Source organism: Pseudotabrizicola algicola (assembly GCF_010915705.1).
Classification (GTDB): Bacteria; Pseudomonadota; Alphaproteobacteria; order Rhodobacterales; family Rhodobacteraceae; genus Pseudotabrizicola; species Pseudotabrizicola algicola.
On sequence record NZ_JAAIKE010000001.1, the window covers coordinates 339,870 to 358,960 of the forward strand.

The window sequence follows — 19,091 nt, forward strand, 5'->3', positions numbered from 1 at the left end:
CTTGGGCGCAAGACAGGATTTGATCAGATGCACCTCTTCGCCGATATTCGCTCCACCGTGCTGGATGCCTTGACCCAGATGCAGGCCGAGGGCGCGTTGCCCGCCGGTCTCGATTTCGCCAATGTCGCGGTAGAGCCGCCGCGCGATGCGGCACACGGGGATATGGCGACCAATGCGGCGATGGTGTTGGCCAAGGCTGCGCAGATGCAGCCGCGCGCGATTGCCGACGTGCTGGCCGCGAAGTTGCTCGCCGATCCTCGTATCACCGCAGCCGATGTGGCAGGGCCGGGCTTTTTGAACCTGCGGCTGGCTCCGATGGTCTGGCAAGGCATCGTGCAGGCCGTGCTGACGCAGGGCACAGATTTCGGCCGGATCGATCTGGGCAAGGGCCTGAAGGTCAATGTCGAATTCGTTTCAGCCAACCCCACCGGCCCGATGCATGTGGGCCATGTGCGCGGCGCGGTTGTGGGCGATGCGCTGGCCAATCTGCTGGCCTTTGCGGGCTGGGATGTGACGCGCGAATATTACATCAACGATGGCGGCGCGCAGGTCGATGTGCTGGCGCGCAGCGCCTATGAGCGCTACCGCGAGGCGCATGGGCTGGAACCGGAAATCCGCGAGGGGCTGTACCCCGGTGATTATCTGGTGCCGGTGGGCGAGGCGCTTAAGGAAAAATACGGCGACAGCCTTCTCGACAAGGGCGAGCAGGTCTGGCTGTCCGACGTGCGCGACTTTGCCACCCAGATGATGATGGACCGCATCCGCGAGGATCTGGCGGCGCTGGGCGTGCAGATGGACCTCTATTCCAGCGAAAAGGCGCTTTACGGCACCGGCAAGATCGAGGCCGCGATCCAGACGCTCAAGGGCATGGACCTCATCTACGAGGGTGTGCTGGAGCCTCCAAAGGGCAAGGAACCCGAAGACTGGGAGCCGCGCGTGCAAACGCTGTTCCGCAGCACCGCGCATGGTGATGACGTGGACCGCCCGGTGCAGAAATCCGATGGTGGCTGGACCTATTTCGCGCCCGATATCGCCTATCACTATGACAAGGTGCAGCGCGGCTTTGACCAGTTGATCGACATTTTCGGTGCCGATCACGGGGGCTATGTCAAGCGCATGAAGGCGGCGGTTTCGGCGCTGTCGGGCGGGCGTGTGCCGCTGGACATCAAGTTGATCCAGCTGGTCAAGCTGTGGAAGAACGGCGAGCCGTTCAAGATGAGCAAGCGTGCCGGCACCTTCGTGACCCTGCGCGACGTGGTGGAAATGGCCGGCGCGGATGTGACCCGCTTCATCATGCTGACGCGCAAGAATGACGTGGCGCTGGATTTCGACTTTGACAAGGTGCTGGAGCAGTCGAAGGACAATCCGGTGTTCTACGTGCAATATGCCAATGCACGGGTGAACAGCATCCTGCGCAAGGCGCGCGAGGCTGGCGTGGATGTTTCGGACGCCGCGCTTGCCGCTGCCGATCTGACGCGGCTGGACCACGCGGCCGAGATCGGGGTGGCCAAGAAGATTGCCGAATGGCCGCGCCTTGTGGAGATTGCCGCGCGCGGGAACGAGCCGCACCGCGTGGCATTCTACCTGTATGAACTGGCTTCGGACCTGCACGGGTTGTGGAACCGGGGCAATGACGACGTGTCCTTGCGCTTCCTGCAGGAGGATACCGCCACATCGCAGGCGAAAATCGCGCTGGCGCGGGCCGTGGGCGTTGTCATTTGCTCAGGTCTTGGTATCTTGGGGGTAACTCCGGCCGAGGAAATGCGCTGACCAACAGTGTCCCGCCGGTGATGCAGGCAAAAAGGGCGGGGCAAACCCGTCCGATCGAGGCAGAGCATGGCGGATATCGACTATGATGATTACGAGGCGGCGCCTCGTATCACGGGCGGACAGGCGCAGCGGCTGGTTCATCTGGCGGGGGCGGCCTGCTCGCTGGCATTGATCGCCGGAATGGCGTTCTGGGGGTATAAGCTGGCGGTGCGCGATGTGACGGGCGTGCCTGTCATCCGCGCTGCGGAAGGTCCGATGCGGATTGCGCCGTCAAACCCCGGCGGGTCGGTTGCCGACCATCAGGGCATGGCGGTGAATGTGGTGGCGGCTGCGGGCGGTGCGGGGGACCTGCCCGAAGAAATCGTGCTGGCCCCTGCGCCGATTGATCTGAGCGCGGAAGACGTGCCGGGCCTTGCGCCGCTTGATCCGCTGGCCGAAGCTGCGCCCGCAGCAGCCCCTCTGTCCGCGGCAACGGGCATGGCAGGGTCGGACCCTGTGGGGCTGGACGGGCCTGTATCTGACATTTCCGCCGTTCTTTCGGATCTGGCGGCGGCCCCGGATGCGACCGCGCCTGCCGCGGAAGATGCGGTTGCCCTTGCGCTGGCCGAAGCGCTTGGCGGGGCCGCGCCACTTGCGCCCTTGGCAGAAGAGCCCGTGGCAGAGGCCGCACCGGATGGCATGGGCGCGGCGGTGATCCGCCCGCGGCCGCGGCCGGGAACGGCCTTGGCTTCTACGCCTGCGGCTTTGGCGGCGGCAGAGCCGGTGAATGTTGCGGTGGCCATCGGCCCCGAGGTGGATGTGGCCAGCCTCGCGGTTGGCACCCGTCTGGTGCAACTGGGCGCTTTCGACAGCGCCGAGATCGCGCGCGCCGAATGGGTCAGGCTGCGGGACCGTTTTGGCGATCTGATGACAGGGAAATCCTTGGTTGTGCAATCGGCGCAATCGGGTGGGCGCACGTTCTATCGCCTGCGGGCGCATGGCTTTGCGGGCGAGGATGACTCGCGCCGCTTCTGCGCCGCGCTGCTGGCGGAAAACGCGCCCTGCATTCCGGCCGTGCATCGATGACGGGCCGGCTTGCCGCGATTTTCGGCTGCGCGGGGCCGGTTCTGGGCGCGGATGAGGCGGCGTTTTTCCGCGACGCCGACCCGTTCGGCTTTATCCTTTTTGCGCGCAATGTCGACACTCCGGCGCAGGTGCGCCGCCTGACCGCCGATCTGCGCGCGGCGGTGGGGCGCGATGCGCCGGTGCTGATCGATCAGGAGGGCGGGCGTGTGCAGCGCCTGCGTGCGCCGCATTGGCGCGAGTGGGCGCCGCCTCTGGACACGGTGGCGCAAAGCCGCGATCCGGCTCGCGCGATGTGGGTGCGCTCGCGGATCATCGCGCACGAGTTGCGCGGGCTGGGCGTGGATGCCAATTGCGCGCCTTGCGCAGATGTCGCCTCTGATGCCACCCATCCGTTTTTGAAGAACCGCTGCTACGGCACCGATGCGGCCACCGTGGCGGCGATGGCTTTGGCGGTGGCGGAGGGGCATCTTTCGGGCGGCGTGCTGCCTGTGGTCAAGCATTTGCCGGGACATGGGCGCGCGACGGCAGACACGCATCATGACTTGCCGACCGTCACAGCCTCGCGCGCGGAACTGGCGGCGACAGATTTTGCGCCCTTCAAGGCGCTGAACCATCTGCCGATGGCGATGACCGCGCATATTGTCTTTTCCGCCTATGACGACAGGCCCGCGACCCAAAGCACCGAGATGATCCGCGTGATCCGTGAAGAGATCGGCTTTGAAGGTCTGCTGATGACGGATGATCTGAACATGCAGGCCCTGCGAGGCACTTTGGCCGAGCGCACGGCAGCCTCGGTGGCTGCGGGCTGTGATCTTGCGCTGCATTGCAAGGGCGATATGGCCGAGATGGAGGCTGTTGCTGCCGCCTGCGGTGAGCAGGGCGAGGCCACGCGCCAGCGAGCCGAACGGGCGCTTGCCATGCGCTCTGCCCCCGACCCCGTTGACATTCAGGCCCTCGAAGCAGAATTTCGTGGGCTGATGTCCGGGGATGCCGATGCCTGAACCGATTGCCGACGATTGGGGCGAAGATCGCCTTGCGCCTGCGGACCGTATGGCCGCAGAGGCGCTGATCGTCGATGTCGACGGGTTCGAAGGACCGCTTGACCTTTTGCTTACGCTGAGCCGCACCCAGAAGGTGGATTTGCGGCGGATTTCCGTGCTGCAACTGGCCGAGCAATACCTTGGCTTCGTGCAAAAGGCGCAAAGCCTGCGGATCGAGCTTGCGGCGGATTATCTGGTGATGGCGGCTTGGCTGGCGTTTCTCAAATCGCGCCTCTTGCTGCCGCCCGAGCCCGGGGAAGATGGCCCGAGCGCAGAGGATCTGGCCGCGCACCTCGCCTATCAGCTGGAGCGCTTGCAGGCCATGCGCGAGGCCGCCGCGCGGCTGATGGCGCGCGACCAGCTCGGCCGCGATTTTTTTGCGCGCGGCGTGCCGGAGACGATCAGTCACCACCGCTCGGTCACCTATGAGGCGTCGCTGCTGGACCTGATGCGTGCCTATGCGCGTATCCGCACCAAGGACGAATTCCGCCCCTTTGTGATGGACCGTGACCATGTGTTCACGATGGAGCAGGCGCTGGAGCGGATGCGCGGCCTGATCGGCTATGTCGGTGAATGGTCGGAGCTGACTCAGTTCCTGCCCGAGGGATGGGAGGCCACGCCGATGCGCCGCCGATCTTCGGTGGCCGCCCATTTTGCCGCCATCCTTGAAATGGCCAAGCGCGGCCAGATCGAAGTGCGTCAGGGCGAGATGTTTGCCCCGATCCAGATCCGCCGGGGTGCGCAATGAGCGAGCCCATGGAAAAGAGCCTGTTCGACGCGCCGCCGATGGGCGAGCAGGAGCGGATGGTGGAAGCGATCCTGTTTGCCAGTGCCGAGCCTGTCACGGTTGCAGAACTGGCCGCGCGCATGCCGCATGGCTGCGATCCGGCCGAAGCATTGGCCTATCTGCGCAAGCGCTATGAGGGGCGCGGCGTGCATCTGGTGCGGGTGGGCGATGCATGGGCGATGCGCACTGCTGCCGATCTGGGACATCTGATGCGCAAGGAAACGGTGGAAAGCCGCAAACTGTCGCGCGCCGCCATAGAAACCTTGGCGATTGTCGCCTATCATCAACCCGTAACCCGCGCCGAGATTGAAGAAATCCGGGGTGTGGCCGTATCGCGCGGCACGGTGGACCAGTTGATGGAACTGGATTGGATCAGGCTGGGCCGGCGCAGGATGACACCGGGTCGCCCTGTCACCTTTGTGGTGACCGAGCATTTTCTGGATCACTTCGGTCTGGAATCGGCACGCGATCTGCCGGGGATCAAGGAATTGCGGGCAGCGGGCCTGCTCGACAACCGGCCCTTGCCGGGGTCGATGCAAAAGCCTGATGACGATGAGGACGAGGCCACTTCCGGCCAGAGCGAATTGTTCGAGGATTGAGATGAACCTGAACCAGATCATCAATATGGTGACCCGCATTTTCCTGCGGAAGGGCGTCAACTGGGGCATCAACAAAGGCACCCAGATGATTTCCAATCGCGGCAAATCGGGTGCTTCGGTGCCACCCGCCGACCCGCATCACGCCAATCAGGCGCGCGAGGCGGCCAAGCGCGCACGCAAGGCGGCAGCGGTTACACGGCGCATCGGCCGCTGAGCGTCACCTGCCTGTCACTTTGTTGTGCGATCCATGCGCTGCTGGTCGCGCGTAGCATCCCCACATGGGTTAGGGGGCTTGCCAGATGCGATCCGCCAGATATAGTCCGGTGTATCAGGGCAGGTTCCCTGCGCTGTGGCCAGATGGGCAACCGAGATGGGTGGGGTCACTCTACGGATGGACGGCGATTTCAGAACTCAGTTTGTGCGCGACCCGGCGTCGCTCAAGCATTATCCGGCGCTGGTGCTGAATGCGGACTATCGCCCGCTCAGCTATTACCCGCTCAGCCTGTGGCCCTGGCAAGAGGCGATCAAGGCGGCGTTTCTGGACCGGGTGCAGATCGTGGCCGAATATGACCACGTGGTCCGAAGCCAGAGGGCCGAGTTCCGGATACCCTCGGTCGTCGTGCTCAAAGATTACGTTAAACCCCAAAAGCGCGTGGCCTTCACGCGCTTTAATCTTTTTCTGCGGGACGAGTTCTGCTGCCAGTATTGTGGCGCAAAGGGCGATCTGACCTTCGATCATGTGGTGCCGCGTGCGCGGGGCGGGGTGACAAGCTGGGAAAATGTGGTCGCCGCCTGCAGCCCGTGCAATCTGCGCAAGGGCTCCAAAACGCTGCGCCAGTCGGGTCTGCACCTGAACCGCGTGCCACGCGCGCCCACAGCCGAAGAGATGCAGGCCCATGGCCGGCGCTTTCCGCCCAATTACCTGCACGACAGCTGGATGGATTTCCTTTACTGGGACGCCGAACTCGACGCCTGACCGGTTCTGGTTTGCGCGCGGGCGTGAATATGCGCATGCATTCGCGCGCGTCTTGCGCTAGACGCCACGGCAAAGCGGGGCCGTTGGTTGCCCCTGTGGTGCGAAAGGCGGCGGGATGACTGTTTCATGGCTTGTGACCCATTCGGGGGGCTTTCACGCGGACGAGGTTCTGTCGACCGTTGTGCTGTCGCGGCTTTTCCCCGACGCAAGCCTTGTGCGCAGCCGCGACCTTGCGTGGATCACCCCCGCTGCCGACCGTCTGATCTACGACGTCGGACGTGCTTATGACGCTGGGGCGGGGATATTCGACCATCATCAGCGTGACGCACCGCTGCGTGACGATGGTCAGCCCTACAGCTCCTTCGGGCTGATCTGGCGGCATTTCGGGATGGAGTATCTGCGCGCTCTTGGCCTGCCGGAACAGGATATCGCGCCGATTCACGCAGCCTTTGACGCCGATTTCGTGCTGCCCGTCGACCTGATGGACAATGGCGCATTAAGTCCGGCCTCGGCTGGCCCGCTTTTGGCTGATCTGACGCTGCCGATGCTGCTGGAATCGCTCAAGCCCGTGTTTGATGATCCCGACCCTGAAGCCGACACCCGCGCCTTCCATGCAGCGCTTTCGGTTGCGCGTGCCTTTGTCGAGGCGGCGATCCAACGCAAGGCTGCCAAGGCGCGCGCTGAGGCCGTGGTGCTGCGTGCGATCGCTGATGCCGGACAGTCGCGAGTGCTTGAACTGCCGCAGGGCATGCCCTTTCGTGCGGCGATCGAGAAGGTGGGGGCAGAGCATCTGCTTTTCGTGATCCATCCGCGTGAGACCGATTGGGCGCTGACCGGCATCCGCGTCGCCGATGACAGTTTCACGCAGCGTGCCGACCTGCCAGCCCATTGGGCGGGCTTGACCGATGCCGCGCTGGAGGCGGCTTCGGGTGTGGCTGGTGCGCGCTTTTGCCACAATGGCCGCTTCATTGCCGTGGCTTCGAGCCGCGCCGCGATCCTGGCAATGGCGCAGGCCGCCGTTGCCGAGGCGGTGGGTGCCGAGGTGGCGGGCGCAGAACTTGCAGTGTAGGCCGGAAGGCGCATTGCGGGGGCAGAAAAACGGTCCGCGCGGGGGGTATTGTGCGGCAGACGCACATCCAAAGCGTTTTGATCCGGCATCACCCGATGCTAGACTTTGGTCGTCTGCTTGGATAGAAGGGCTGCGTTAGCGCTAACGGCGCCCGCAGGAGCGAGGATTTCCAGATGGTTTCGCGAGTCATTCCGGTCGATGCATTTGATCTTGTGATTTTTGGGGGCACGGGCGACCTTGCCCGCCGCAAGATCCTTCCGGGTCTGTATCGGCGTTTCGTGGCAGGGCAGATGACCCCCGACAGCCGGATCATCGGGGCCGCGCGCGGCGAGTTGAGCGATGAGGATTTCCGCAAACTGGTGGCCGAGTCGATTGACGAATTCGTGCCGAAAGACCGCCGCGACGCCGCGATGATCGCGGACTTCCTGACGCGCCTGCATTATGTGGCCATCGATGCCAAGGGCGATGGCGGCTGGAGCACGCTCAAGGACATGATGCGCGACGGGGTCGTGCGCGCCTTCTATTTCTCGGTCGCGCCGTCCCTGTTCGGAGATATCGCCCTGCGCCTCAAATCGCATGGGGTGGCCGATGATACGGCGCGGATCGTGGTGGAAAAACCCTTTGGCCGTGACCTGAAAACCGCCAAGGCCCTGAACGCGACGCTGGCACAGCATTTCCAGGAGACGCAGATCTACCGGATCGACCATTACCTCGGCAAGGAAACCGTGCAGAACCTGATGGCGGTGCGTTTCGCCAATATCCTGTTCGAGCCGCTCTGGAAGGCCGAATACGTCGACCACGTGCAGATCACCGTGGCCGAGACCGTGAGTGTTGACGGGCGCGGGGCCTATTACGACAAGTCGGGCGCGATGCGCGATATGGTGCAGAACCATATGATGCAGCTGTTGTGCCTCATCGCGATGGAGCCGCCCTATCACTTCGACCCGGATGCCGTGCGCGATGAAAAGCTGAAGGTCATCCGCGCGCTGGACCCGGTGCCGCAGCAAGATATCGTGCGCGGCCAATACCTTGCCGGTGGCGGGCAGGGCGGGTATCTGGAGCATTGCGAAGACCCCGCCAGCACCACCGAAAGCTATATCGCGATGAAGGTGCATGTGTCGAACTGGCGCTGGAAGGGCACGCCGTTCTACCTGCGCACCGGCAAGCGGTTGCGCGCGCGGGCCTCGGAAATTGCCATCACCTTCCGCGAGCCGCCCCATTCGATCTTTGACGATGCCAAGGGCTGGCGCGAGAATGTGCTGGTGATCCGCCTGCAGCCGGACGAAGGCATGAACCTGATGGTGATGATCAAGGAACCGGGACCGGGGGGGATGCGGCTGATGCAGGTGCCGCTGGACATGTCCTTTGCCGGGGTCATGGGCGATCAGGCCGAGGATATTCCAGATGCCTATGAGCGTCTGATCATGGATGTGATCCGTGGCAACCAGACGCTGTTCATGCGCGGTGATGAGGTCGAGGCAGCATGGGCCTGGACCGATCCGATCATCGAAGGCTGGACGGCACGGGGCACCAAGCCGCAGGGATATGATGCGGGATCTTCGGGGCCGGAAGATGCGTTGATGCTGATGCACCGTGACGGACGGCGCTGGCGGGAGATACGATGATGGATTTCATAACCTATCCTGACGCAGAGATGATGTATCTTGCACTGGCCAAGCAGATTGCCAGTGAACTTGGCGGGTTTTTGCGCCGCGATGGTCGCGCATCGCTGTGCGTGCCGGGCGGCACCACGCCGGGGCCGGTGTTTGATACGCTGTCAGGGGTCGATCTTGACTGGGCCAATGTGGCGGTGTTCCTGAATGATGAACGCTGGGTCCCCGAAAGCAGCCCGCGGTCAAACACGCGGCTGCTGCGCGAGCGTTTGCTGCGCGGACCGGCAGCGGCGTCGCAACTGGTGCCGCTTTATGCGCCTGCCGATCAGCCGGAGGACATGCTGGAAACCCTGTCGGCAGGAATCGCGCCGCATCTTCCGATTTCGGTGCTGCTGCTGGGAATGGGAGCGGATATGCACACCGCCAGCCTGTTTCCGGGGGCCGATCTTCTGGCCGAGGCTTTGGCTCCGGATGCGCCTGTGCTGATGGCGCTGCGGGCCGAAGCTGCCGGAGAGCCGCGCATTACCCTTTCGGCACAGGCGCTGAAAACCGCTTTCCATACGCATATTCTGATCCGCGGCGCGGAAAAGCGCGCGGCGCTGGAGCGGGCGCAAGGCCTGTCCGTCACCGAGGCACCGGTCCGCGCGGTGCTGGATGTTGCAACTGTTCATTGGACGGAATGAGATGAACCAAAGCTGGGACGCCCTCAAAGACCATCAAGCTGCCGTCGAGGGTCGTCCGATCCTTGATCTTTTCGCCGAAGGAGGCCGTGCCGCAGACTTCTCTGCGACGGTTGACGGCATGATGCTTGACTATGCCAAGACCAACATCGACGCCCGGGGGCGGGCCTTGCTGCTGGATCTGGCTGAAAAGGCGGGCGTGGCCGAGAAACGAGATGCGATGTTCGCAGGGGTCAAGATCAACGAAACCGAAGGGCGGGCGGTGCTGCATACGGCGCTGCGCAACATGGACAAGCCTCTGCTGGTCGACGGGCAGGATGTGACCGTGGCGCTGCGCGAGACGCATGCGCGCCTGCGTGCCTTTGCCGATGACGTGCTCAGCGGGCGCTTTGCCGGACAGGGGGGCAAGATCACCGATGTGGTGAACATCGGCATCGGCGGGTCTGACCTTGGCCCCGCGATGGCGGTGTTGGCCTTGGCGCCGTTTCACGACGGGCCGCGCTGCCATTTCGTCTCGAATGTCGACGGGGCCCATGCGGCGGACATCCTGCGCGGGTTGAACCCTGCGACCACGCTGGTGATCGTGGCCTCCAAGACCTTTACCACCATCGAAACCATGACCAATGCCGAAACCGTGCGGGCCTGGATGGCGCGTGAGGTGGCGGAGCCAGCGGCGCAATTCGCCGCCGTTTCGACCTCTGCCGAAAAGACCGCAGCTTTCGGGATTCCGGCGGAGCGTGTCTTCGGGTTCGAGGACTGGGTGGGCGGGCGTTATTCGATGTGGGGACCGATCGGCCTGTCGCTGATGCTTGCAATCGGGCCGGAGCGCTTTGACGATTTCCTGCGCGGCGGGGCGGCGATGGATGCGCATTTCTGCAGCGCACCTTTTGCCGAGAATCTGCCCGTTCTGCTGGCGCTGGTGGGCATCTGGCACAACCAGTTCTGCGGCTATGCGACGCGGGCCGTCCTGCCCTATGACCAGCGCCTCAGCCGACTGCCCGCCTATCTGCAACAGCTTGAGATGGAATCGAACGGCAAGCGCGTGGCGATGGATGGCAGCGATCTGCCCTATCATTCCGGCCCTGTGGTCTGGGGCGAACCGGGCACCAACGGCCAGCACGCGTTTTACCAGCTAATCCATCAGGGGACGCGGGTGATTCCCTGCGAGTTTCTGGTGGCCAAGCGCGGGCATGAGCCGGATCTGGCGCATCAGCATCTTTTGCTGGTCTCCAACTGCCTTGCCCAGTCCGAGGCGCTGCTGCGCGGACGGTCCTTGGCGCAGGCGACGGAAATCATGGCCAAGAAGGGCCTGACAGGGGTGGAACTGGACCGTCAGGCGCGCCACCGCGTCTTTCCGGGCAACCGGCCCAGCACCACGCTGGCCTATGACCAGCTAACGCCCTTTGTGCTTGGCCAGATCATCGCGCTTTACGAACACCGGGTGTTTGTCGAAGGCGTGATCCTTGGCCTGAATTCCTATGACCAGTGGGGGGTGGAACTGGGCAAGGAACTTGCGCTGGCGCTGCAACCCGTGCTGGAAGGCAAGGCAGGCACCGAAGGCAAGGACGGATCGACCGCGCAACTCGCGGCATGGTTCCGGAGCTGACGCAGCTGGGTGCACCGGGCCATGATCTGGCCCGGTGCCGACCTGAAAAACGGCCCGCAGTTACTTCAGCGCGGCCGTCACGATGACCTCGACGCGGTAATCGGGTGTTGCCAGCTTTGCCTCGCCCGTCGCGCGTGCCGGAGTATGACCTTGCGGCACCCAAGCATCCCAGACCGAGTTCATCTCCGCGAAATCCGCCATGTCGGCCAGCCAGATCTGGGCCGACAGGATGCGGGTCTTGTCGGTTCCGGCCTCTGCCAGAATCCGGTCTACCTCGGCAAGGCAGGTGCGGGTCTGGTCCGCGACCGAGGCACCGGGGTTGCCGACTTGGCCCGCAAGCCAGATGATGCCGTTATAGCACACGCCCTCGCTCATGCGTGCGCCGGTGCCGATGCGGGTGATGTCGTCGTTCATGGAAAGCTCCGCTTGTGAAAATCCCCTGCCTGCCTAGCGGCGGGGCTGCACAAAGTGAAGGGGGCTAGTCCAGCCGCTGACAGGTAAAACTGTCCCCCGAGACGGGCGAGAACCAGTAGAGCGTGCTGTCGGGATTCACGGAGACAAAAAGCTGATAGCTGTCGTCAAATGACAGGACAAAACCGTTGCCATCAACCGCGATGTCGGTGATGGGCATATCTTCCGAGCCGTTGTTGTAGCTGTCCGCCGTAAAGGTAAACTCTGCCACTTCACAGTTCCAGCGGCCTTCAAAGGCAAACGTCTCTGCCGCAAGGCTGGGGCCCGCGGCAAGCAGGGTCGCGGAACAAACGGCGAGCAGAAAACGCATGGCAGATCCGGGAAAAGGAATTGGAGCGGGTGAAGGGAATCGAACCCTCGTCATCAGCTTGGGAAGCTGCGGCTCTACCATTGAGCTACACCCGCGACGCGTTCCGAGGTAAGCCAGTCATGCGCCGCCGTCAAGCACCAATGCGCGGTTCATCGGCGCGACTTCGCCGTCGGGGCCTGCCCTGTGGGGCGGGCGGATTGCCGTGTCAGTCGCCGAAAAAGCCGTGGGCGCGCTGCCATGCCGCATCTGCCGCGATCTCGCCCGGGGCATCGGCGACCCCGTGCAGAGCGCCGCCCCAAGCCATGCCAAGCCAATCGGCGCAGCGCCGTAGCATCGCTTCGGGAAGGTCCGGCACGGTCGGGTCCGGATCTGCCCGCACCGTGATCAACCACAACCGCTTTTGCCTGATCCAGATCGGAAACTCCAGATCGGGCAGGTCCAGAAAGCCGGACCAATGATCCAGCAGCAGCTTGGCTGGTGCAGGCAGGCTGTACCAATAGACCGGGGCCACAATGCAAAGATCGCTGGCCGCGCGCATCCGGTCGACAATGCGGGCCAGATCGCCCTCTGGACGCGTGGGCAGGGTCGGGCGCGGATCGATGAACGCGGGCAGGTCAAGGCGCGTCAGGTCAAGCCAGTCGCAGGGGCAGGGCAGGGCCTGCGCGGCATGGCGAGCCAGTTGCTCGCTGTTGCCGCCCTTACGGGCAGAGGACAGCAGGAACAGGAAACGGCGGTCTGGCTCGGCGATCATGGCGCGCAAGGGATCATGCGGGCGAAGAAAAGAAAAGCCCCCGGATGCCACAAAGACACCGGGGGTTGGCCACATGGGCGCTTGCGACAGAAGAGGGACAGTTTACATCTGCCGCAAGACACCTCTGGGCTCCGGGAACGTCGGGCGGAGTGACACACGACGCCCCTCGACTGCCAGCTTTACATTGCGGGCAGAAGCACCGTGTCGATCACATGGATCACGCCATTCGACTGTTTCACGTCGGCGATGGTGACGGTGGCGATGTTGCCCATGCCATCCTTGATCTTGACGGCATCGCCTTCCAGCATGACGGTGAAATCACAGCCGCCAACCGTGTTCACGGTGTGCATGCCGCCGCCGTCGCCGATCATCTTGACGATGTCGCCCGACAGCGCATTGGCGGCCACGACGTGGCAGGTCAGGATCTTGGTCAGCTGGTCCTTGTTTTCCGGCAGCAGCAGCGTTTCGACCGTGCCTGCGGGCAGCTTGGCAAAGGCGTCATTCGTCGGTGCGAAAACGGTGAACGGGCCAGCGCTTTGCAGCGTTTCGACCAGACCTGCGGCCTGCACTGCGGCGACAAGCGTGGTGTGATCCGCCGAATTCACCGCGTTTTCGACGATGTTCTTGTCCTCGAACATCGGCGCGCCGCCGACCATCGGGTTTTCGGCAAAGGCGGTGGCGGTGGACAGCGCAAGGATCGAGGCTGCAAGGAACAGTTTCATCAGACAACTCCCAAAAATCTGAGACAGGATCATCCTGCCTTCGCTTTGGTTTACGAGCGTCCGTGAGCGCGAGTTTCAGAACATCAGAAGATTTTTTCCCCGCTCACGCTTCGGTGAACGGGGAGGGCCGGATCAAAGCTCGGCGGTCAGGATGACCGGTCCGGTCGGCGCACCGGTGGGAGAGCCGCCTGCAGGTTCGACGGATACAGCCAGCACCCAGCCCTGTGGCGGGCGCGGATATTCGACGTCAAGGGGATCGCTGCCCAAGAGGCCCAGAGACACCGGGGCCGCGCCGGGGGCAATGACCCAAAGCTCATGCGTTTGCCCCTCGGGCGCCGGGTTGCCGGTCACGCGGCTCACCCGCAGATGGGTGCCATCGTGACGCGCCTCATAGACCAGAGCCGAGCCTTCAGTGCCAAGGTTGGCAATCACCACGCCCGGCGCGGATTGCGGCATAAGCAGCAAGACCCCCAAGCCCACGACCGAGGCCGTTACAGCGCCTGCCAGCCACAGACGCCAACTGCGTTGCAGCGCGGCCGCTTTGGGGAAGAGCCGCGATTCAATGCGCGGCAGCAAATCGGGCGGCACCGGAACGCTGGCATAAGCCTCGTTCAACGGCGCGAAATGCGCGATCCAAGCGGAAACGCGGGCTGCAAAGGCGGCATCTGTCTTTATGCGTGCCTCTGCGGCCAGCCGTTCGGGCAGGGCAAGCACACCCAGCACATATTCTGCGGCCAAGAGGTCGTCATCATCCTGCGGGGAAAACGGGGCGTCTGTCATTGCTCCAGACACTCCTTGAGCTTCAGCAGACTCCGCCGGAGCCATGTGCGCATGGTGTTGAGCGGAATGCCGTGGCGTGTCGCGAGCGCCTCGTAGGACAGGCCATCCAGATAGGCCCCGCGCACCGCCTCGGCCCGGGCAGGCTCCAGCGTATCGAAGCATTCCGAAACGCGCCGCGCCTCGCCTTGCGCGATCAGCCGGGTTTCGGCCCGCGGGGCGCTGTCGGCGATCAGAGCGGCGGCATCATCATCATTCTGTTCGGGTTTGCGCGCACGCAACCGGTCGATCGCATGGTTGCGCGTAAGAGCAACCAGCCACGTCATGCCTGCGCCGCGGGACGGATCAAACCGCCCGGCCCGCAACCAGACCCGTGTGAAAACCTCTTGCAACGCGTCCTCCGCTTCCGACCTTGTGCCAAGGATACGCAGCAGGACGCCCATAAGTTTCGGCCCGGCATGATGGTAAAGGTCACGGAATGCAGCCCTGTCCTGCCGGGCGACACGCTCCAGCAAAAGGCAGGTTTCTGTTTGGATCATGCCAGCATTCATACGCCAGACGCTATCACGCCAGAGCGGCGATGCCAGCCCCAAATCAGGCGTTTAGCCACGCCGCCGCCGTCCTTCCCGCCCGCCTGCGGTGTTGAAGGACAAATGGGGCAAGGTAACAATCGCCGCCAGCGAGGGAAAACCGTCGACCGCATGCGGGATCGCGTTGGCATTGACGAAATGTTCCTGAAAGCGCGGCTCGATCGCGGTTTCGACCTTATGGATGTGATGCACCGTCGCTTCGATCTGATCACGCGCACCCACATTGCACAGGGCGATACGGGCACCGGTTCCTGCCGCGTTGCCCGCGCTCGTCACCTTGTCCAGCGGCGCGTCGGGGATCATGCCCAGAACCATCGCGTGCTTGGGGCTGATATGCGCGCCAAAGGCTCCGGCAAGCGTCACCCTGTCGACATGGTCGATGCCCATTTCGTCCATCAGCAGCCGCGCACCGGCATAAAGCGCGGATTTCGCCAGCTGGATGGCGCGGATGTCGCCTTGGGTCACCAGAATGCGCGGCCCGCCATCGGCGCTGCCATCATGCAGCACATAGGCGTGCGTGCGTCCCTCGGCGATGCAGCGCGCCGTGCCGGTTTGATCCGGCCCGCCGATGAGACCGCCCTGGTCGACAAGTCCGGCCATCCGCATCTCGGCAACGGCCTCGATGATGCCCGAGCCACAAATGCCGGTGATGCCAAGGCGTTCGGTCGCAGCGGCAAAGCCCGGATCATCCGACCAGAGATCGGAGCCGATCACGCGAAAGCGCGGTTCTTTAGTAACGGGGTCGATTTCCACGCGCTCGATGGCACCGGGCGCTGCGCGCTGGCCAGAACTGATCTGTGCGCCTTCGAATGCCGGCCCCGTGGGGGAAGAACAGGCCAGAACCCGGCTCTTGTTTCCCAGCAAGATTTCGGCATTGGTGCCGACATCGACGATCAGCACCATTTCTTCGGATTGGCCCGGCTGTTCCGACAGGGCGACGGCGGCGGCGTCTGCGCCGACATGGCCCGCGATGCAGGGCAGCATATAGACTCGCGCTGCCGGATTCACCGATTTGAGGTCAAGATCGCGCGCATCGAGCGACAGGCTGCCTGATGTGGCCAAGGCAAAGGGCGCTTGCCCCAGTTCGACCGGGTCAATCCCCAAGAGAAGGTGGTGCATCACCGGATTGCAGACCACCACCGTCTCATAGATGCTGGCGGGATCTGCCCCGGCCTCGGCCGCGATGGACTGCGCAAGCCCATCGAGTGCCTCTCGCACGACGCGTGTCATTTCCACATCGCCGCCCGCGTTCATCATGACATAGGAAACCCGGCTCATCAGGTCCTCGCCAAAGCGGATCTGCGGGTTCATCACCCCGCCGGAGGCTAGCACCCGCCCGTCACGCAGATCGCACAGATGCGCTGCAATGGTTGTAGACCCCAAATCAACCGCAAGCCCCAGGATCGCGCCGTCATGAAATCCGGGCCAGAGGTCAAGGATGCGCGGCCGGCTGTCGTGATTGCCCTTGTGCAGCGCAACGGTGACTTTCCATTCACCCTTGCGCAGCGTCGGCTGCAAGCGCCGCAGGATCGCAAGATCGGCTGCCACGTCCTCGACCTGCCACTGGTCGCGCAAAGCGATGGCAAGGCGTTCGAAATCGCCGGTCGGTTCGTGCATGTCAGGCTCCGCCACCTCGACGTAGAGAAGGCGGGTGGCGGGGTCCATCGCGATGACGCGTTCGGCGGCCGATTTGCGGATCACCTGCTTGTGGACCTGACTCTCGGGCGGAACGTCGATCACCACATCGCCCATGATCCTGGCCTGACAGCCAAGACGGCGACCATCGAGCATGCCCCTTTTGGATTTGTACCGCTCCTCGACCGCGTTCCATTCGGTCAGCGCATCCTCGGCCACGGTGACGCCGTGCTTGGGGAACTCCCCGTAGCCGGGGCTGATCTGGCACTTCGAGCAGATTCCGCGCCCCCCGCAGACAGAGTCGAGGTCAACGCCCAGTTGACGGGCCGCCGAAAGGACCGGGGTGCCAAGCGGGAAGTGCCCGCGCTTGCCCGAAGGTGTAAAGATGACAAGGGCGTCGTCAGACATGGGCATACTCCTGCTGCCTGCGTTGTAGCAGCGTTGGGCACGGCGGCAATGGGCCGGTGGGCCCGATTTTCATACGGGAAATCAAGGTGACGGAGGCGCTGCGCAGGTTTGGCACAGGGGACATTCGCGGTCGGGGTTGCTCCCCGACCACGGCACTGCAGGGCAGAGAAGGCTCCGGCGCATGAGCTGCGTCGAAGCCCTTGGAAAGACTGCGGATGGATGCCTGATGATCGGTGCCACGGGGCAAGCCTGCCCTTCCCGCAGAGGCCATCAGGGTATCAGGCGCGTCCGCGACGGCCACCGCGACGCCCCCCGGCCGCCTGGCTGGCAGCGGCCGAAGCCTCTGCAAAGGTCATGCCGCCGTCAACGGCCTCCAGCACCTTGGCGAACCTGATCCACTCTCCGCCATTTGCGTCATGGTCCATCAGGAAGTTGGCGGCGCGGATGGCCTCCATTTCCTGCTGGCGGACGGGGTTCATGATGGCCGAGGTCATGCCCGCGCCGATGGCCATCGGCAGGAAGGCCCCGTTGATGCCGTGGCGGTGGGGCAGGCCAAAGGAAATGTTTGATGCGCCGCAGGTGGTGTTCACGCCCAGCTCTTCACGCAGGCGGCGAACGAGGGCAAAGACCTGTTGTCCGGCGCTGCTCATGGCCCCCACGGGCATCACCAGCGGGTCGACCACGATGTCATGCGCGGGGATACCGAAATCGGCGGCACGCTCGACGATCTTCTTGGCGACGGCAAAGCGGACATCCGGATCGGGCGAGATGCCAGTGTCGTCATTCGAGATCGCCACCACCGGCACATTGTATTTCTTGACCAGCGGCAGCACGAGTTCGAGCCGGTCCTCTTCGCCCGTTACCGAGTTCAGCAGGGGGCGGCCCTCGCAGGCAGCAAGCCCTGCTTCCAACGCGGCAGGAACCGAAGAATCGATGCACAGGGGCACGTCCACGGTCTGTTGCACAATCTCGATCAAGGCGCGCATCAGCGGCGGCTCGACAAAGTTGTTGTCGGCATAGCGGGGGTCTTCCGCCATCTTGTTGGTGAACACCGCGCCCGAATTGACATCCAGAACCGTGGCACCGCAGGCGACCTGCTCCAGCGCGTCGCGGATGACGGTTTCGAAATTGCCCGCCTCCAGCTCGGCGGCGAGTTTCTTGCGGCCGGTCGGGTTGATCCGCTCTCCGATCACGCAGAAGGGCTCATCAAAGCCGATGATGACAGTTTTCGTTTTGGATTCTAGGACGGTGCGGGTCATTCTTAAACCTTTATCTCAAGCGGCCTTGGCGGGTTTACCAGCGGCGCCGCCATGTTCTGTCACCCATTGGGCATTGGTCTTGATACCACCCAGCGGGAAGAAGTGAACCTGCTCGATGCCGAAATCGGGATGCGCAGCCTTGTGCGCGGCCAGAGCGGTCAGCACATCGGTGGGTTCATAGGGCAAAAGCAGCTTTGTCACGTCCATCGCGCGTTTCTGCAGCACCTTGAGCGAGGGGCCGACACCGCAGGCTATGGCGAACTTGATCAGGGTCTGCAACTTAGCCGGACCGGCGACACCGATATGCACCGGCAGTTTCACGCCTTCGGCTGCCAGCCGGTCCACCCATGCGATTACGGGCGCGGCGTCGAAACAGAACTGGGTCGCCATGGCCATCTGCGCATCGGTGCGCTCGGCAAAGGCCGATTTCCACCGCGCGGCCTCCATCACCATACGGTCAGAGCCATCGGGGTCGATGTCCTTGTTGCCTTCGGGATGGCCCGCAACATGCAGCCGCTCAAACCCGTCGAAGGCCCCTGACTCGAGCAGTTGCATCGAGGTGTGGAAATCGCCCACAGGCTCGGCCACGCCCCCTGCCAGAAGCAAGCCCTGACGCACCCCGACATCGCGGTAGCGTGCCACCCAATCGGTCAGCGTGGCGCGATCCTTGATGATGCGGGCCGGAAAATGCGGCATCGCGGTGAAGCCCTCGTCGGCCAGACGGCGCGCGGTGGTCACCATTTCCTCGATCGGCGTGCCGTCGATATGGGCAATGTAGACGCGGGTGCCGGCGGGCAGCAGAGTGCGGAAATCTTCCACTTTTTCGGCGGTGCGCGGCATCACCTCGATGGAATAGCCTTGCAGGAACGCCTCAAGCTGCCCCTGCGGCGTCGCCGGGGTCTGTGCGGACTTGCTGCGGAAATTGAACAGGGCCATCAACCTCTCCCTCAGGGTCATGCGCGG

20 protein-coding genes and 1 tRNA gene are annotated in these 19,091 nt (G+C 63.7%); 11 read left to right on the top strand and 10 right to left on the bottom strand.

What is annotated here, in order from left to right:
* The first annotated feature begins 27 nt into the window (after positions 1-27).
* The 11 genes from argS (at position 28) to pgi (ending at position 11,205) form a co-directional block, all read left to right on the top strand.
* A complete protein-coding gene (argS, locus tag G3572_RS01650; protein WP_164608935.1) occupies positions 28-1,770 on the top strand; it encodes an arginine--tRNA ligase in 1,743 nt (580 codons plus the stop codon).
* A gap of 66 nt (positions 1,771-1,836) precedes the next feature.
* Positions 1,837-2,835, top strand: a complete 999-nt coding sequence (locus tag G3572_RS01655; RefSeq protein WP_164608936.1) for an SPOR domain-containing protein — start codon at positions 1,837-1,839, stop codon at positions 2,833-2,835.
* Positions 2,832-3,836 carry a glycoside hydrolase family 3 protein gene (locus tag G3572_RS01660; RefSeq protein WP_164608937.1) on the top strand — a complete coding sequence of 335 codons (1,005 nt, stop codon included), beginning with the start codon at positions 2,832-2,834 and terminating at the stop codon, positions 3,834-3,836. The genes G3572_RS01655 and G3572_RS01660 overlap by 4 nt, the downstream gene beginning before the upstream one ends.
* Positions 3,829-4,623, top strand: coding sequence for a segregation and condensation protein A (locus G3572_RS01665; RefSeq protein WP_205518422.1), 795 nt, complete (start codon positions 3,829-3,831; stop codon positions 4,621-4,623). The genes G3572_RS01660 and G3572_RS01665 overlap by 8 nt, the downstream gene beginning before the upstream one ends.
* Positions 4,620-5,261, top strand: a complete 642-nt coding sequence (scpB, locus tag G3572_RS01670) for an SMC-Scp complex subunit ScpB (RefSeq protein WP_164608938.1) — start codon at positions 4,620-4,622, stop codon at positions 5,259-5,261. Before G3572_RS01665 ends, scpB begins: the two co-directional genes overlap by 4 nt.
* Position 5,262: 1 nt before the next feature.
* Positions 5,263-5,475, top strand: coding sequence for a hypothetical protein (locus G3572_RS01675; protein WP_164608939.1), 213 nt, complete (start codon positions 5,263-5,265; stop codon positions 5,473-5,475).
* 177 nt (positions 5,476-5,652) lie between these two features.
* Complete coding sequence (locus G3572_RS01680; RefSeq protein ID WP_164609892.1) at positions 5,653-6,237, top strand: HNH endonuclease; 585 nt, start codon at positions 5,653-5,655, stop codon at positions 6,235-6,237.
* Positions 6,238-6,352: 115 nt separating this feature from the next.
* Positions 6,353-7,306 carry an MYG1 family protein gene (locus tag G3572_RS01685; RefSeq protein ID WP_164608940.1) on the top strand — a complete coding sequence of 318 codons (954 nt, stop codon included), beginning with the start codon at positions 6,353-6,355 and terminating at the stop codon, positions 7,304-7,306.
* Between the two features lie 173 nt (positions 7,307-7,479).
* Positions 7,480-8,931, top strand: coding sequence for a glucose-6-phosphate dehydrogenase (zwf, locus tag G3572_RS01690; RefSeq protein WP_164608941.1), 1,452 nt, complete (start codon positions 7,480-7,482; stop codon positions 8,929-8,931).
* On the top strand, positions 8,931-9,602 hold the full coding sequence (gene pgl / locus G3572_RS01695) for a 6-phosphogluconolactonase (protein WP_164609894.1): 672 nt from the start codon (positions 8,931-8,933) through the stop codon (positions 9,600-9,602). Before zwf ends, pgl begins: the two co-directional genes overlap by 1 nt.
* A gap of 1 nt (position 9,603) precedes the next feature.
* On the top strand, positions 9,604-11,205 hold the full coding sequence (gene pgi, locus G3572_RS01700; protein WP_164608942.1) for a glucose-6-phosphate isomerase: 1,602 nt from the start codon (positions 9,604-9,606) through the stop codon (positions 11,203-11,205).
* Between the two features lie 60 nt (positions 11,206-11,265).
* On the opposite strand, the gene G3572_RS01705 is transcribed toward pgi, so the two are convergent.
* The 10 genes from G3572_RS01705 to G3572_RS01750 all read right to left on the bottom strand — a co-directional run bounded on the left by G3572_RS01705 (position 11,266) and on the right by G3572_RS01750 (position 19,064).
* On the bottom strand, positions 11,266-11,619 hold the full coding sequence (locus G3572_RS01705) for a RidA family protein (protein WP_164608943.1): 354 nt from the start codon (positions 11,617-11,619) through the stop codon (positions 11,266-11,268).
* Between the two features lie 64 nt (positions 11,620-11,683).
* Positions 11,684-11,986 carry a hypothetical protein gene (locus G3572_RS01710; protein WP_164608944.1) on the bottom strand — a complete coding sequence of 101 codons (303 nt, stop codon included), beginning with the start codon at positions 11,984-11,986 and terminating at the stop codon, positions 11,684-11,686.
* A 21-nt stretch (positions 11,987-12,007) separates the two neighbouring features.
* Positions 12,008-12,081, bottom strand: a tRNA-Gly gene (locus tag G3572_RS01715).
* A 110-nt stretch (positions 12,082-12,191) separates the two neighbouring features.
* Positions 12,192-12,737 carry a flavodoxin family protein gene (locus tag G3572_RS01720; RefSeq protein WP_164608945.1) on the bottom strand — a complete coding sequence of 182 codons (546 nt, stop codon included), beginning with the start codon at positions 12,735-12,737 and terminating at the stop codon, positions 12,192-12,194.
* A 179-nt stretch (positions 12,738-12,916) separates the two neighbouring features.
* Positions 12,917-13,459, bottom strand: coding sequence for a fasciclin domain-containing protein (locus G3572_RS01725; protein WP_164608946.1), 543 nt, complete (start codon positions 13,457-13,459; stop codon positions 12,917-12,919).
* A 132-nt stretch (positions 13,460-13,591) separates the two neighbouring features.
* Positions 13,592-14,239, bottom strand: a complete 648-nt coding sequence (locus G3572_RS01730; protein WP_164608947.1) for an anti-sigma factor — start codon at positions 14,237-14,239, stop codon at positions 13,592-13,594.
* The gene (locus G3572_RS01735; RefSeq protein ID WP_164608948.1) at positions 14,236-14,775 is read right to left on the bottom strand and encodes a sigma-70 family RNA polymerase sigma factor; all 540 of its coding nucleotides are present in this window, start codon (positions 14,773-14,775) and stop codon (positions 14,236-14,238) included. Before G3572_RS01735 ends, G3572_RS01730 begins: the two co-directional genes overlap by 4 nt.
* 63 nt (positions 14,776-14,838) lie before the next feature.
* Positions 14,839-16,869, bottom strand: coding sequence for an ASKHA domain-containing protein (locus G3572_RS01740; protein WP_164608949.1), 2,031 nt, complete (start codon positions 16,867-16,869; stop codon positions 14,839-14,841).
* 278 nt (positions 16,870-17,147) lie between these two features.
* The gene (locus G3572_RS01745; RefSeq protein ID WP_164608950.1) at positions 17,148-18,128 is read right to left on the bottom strand and encodes a methyltetrahydrofolate cobalamin methyltransferase; all 981 of its coding nucleotides are present in this window, start codon (positions 18,126-18,128) and stop codon (positions 17,148-17,150) included.
* A gap of 15 nt (positions 18,129-18,143) precedes the next feature.
* Positions 18,144-19,064: a methylenetetrahydrofolate reductase gene (locus tag G3572_RS01750; protein ID WP_164608951.1), complete on the bottom strand. Its 921-nt coding sequence runs from the start codon at positions 19,062-19,064 to the stop codon at positions 18,144-18,146.
* Positions 19,065-19,091 lie beyond the last annotated feature (27 nt).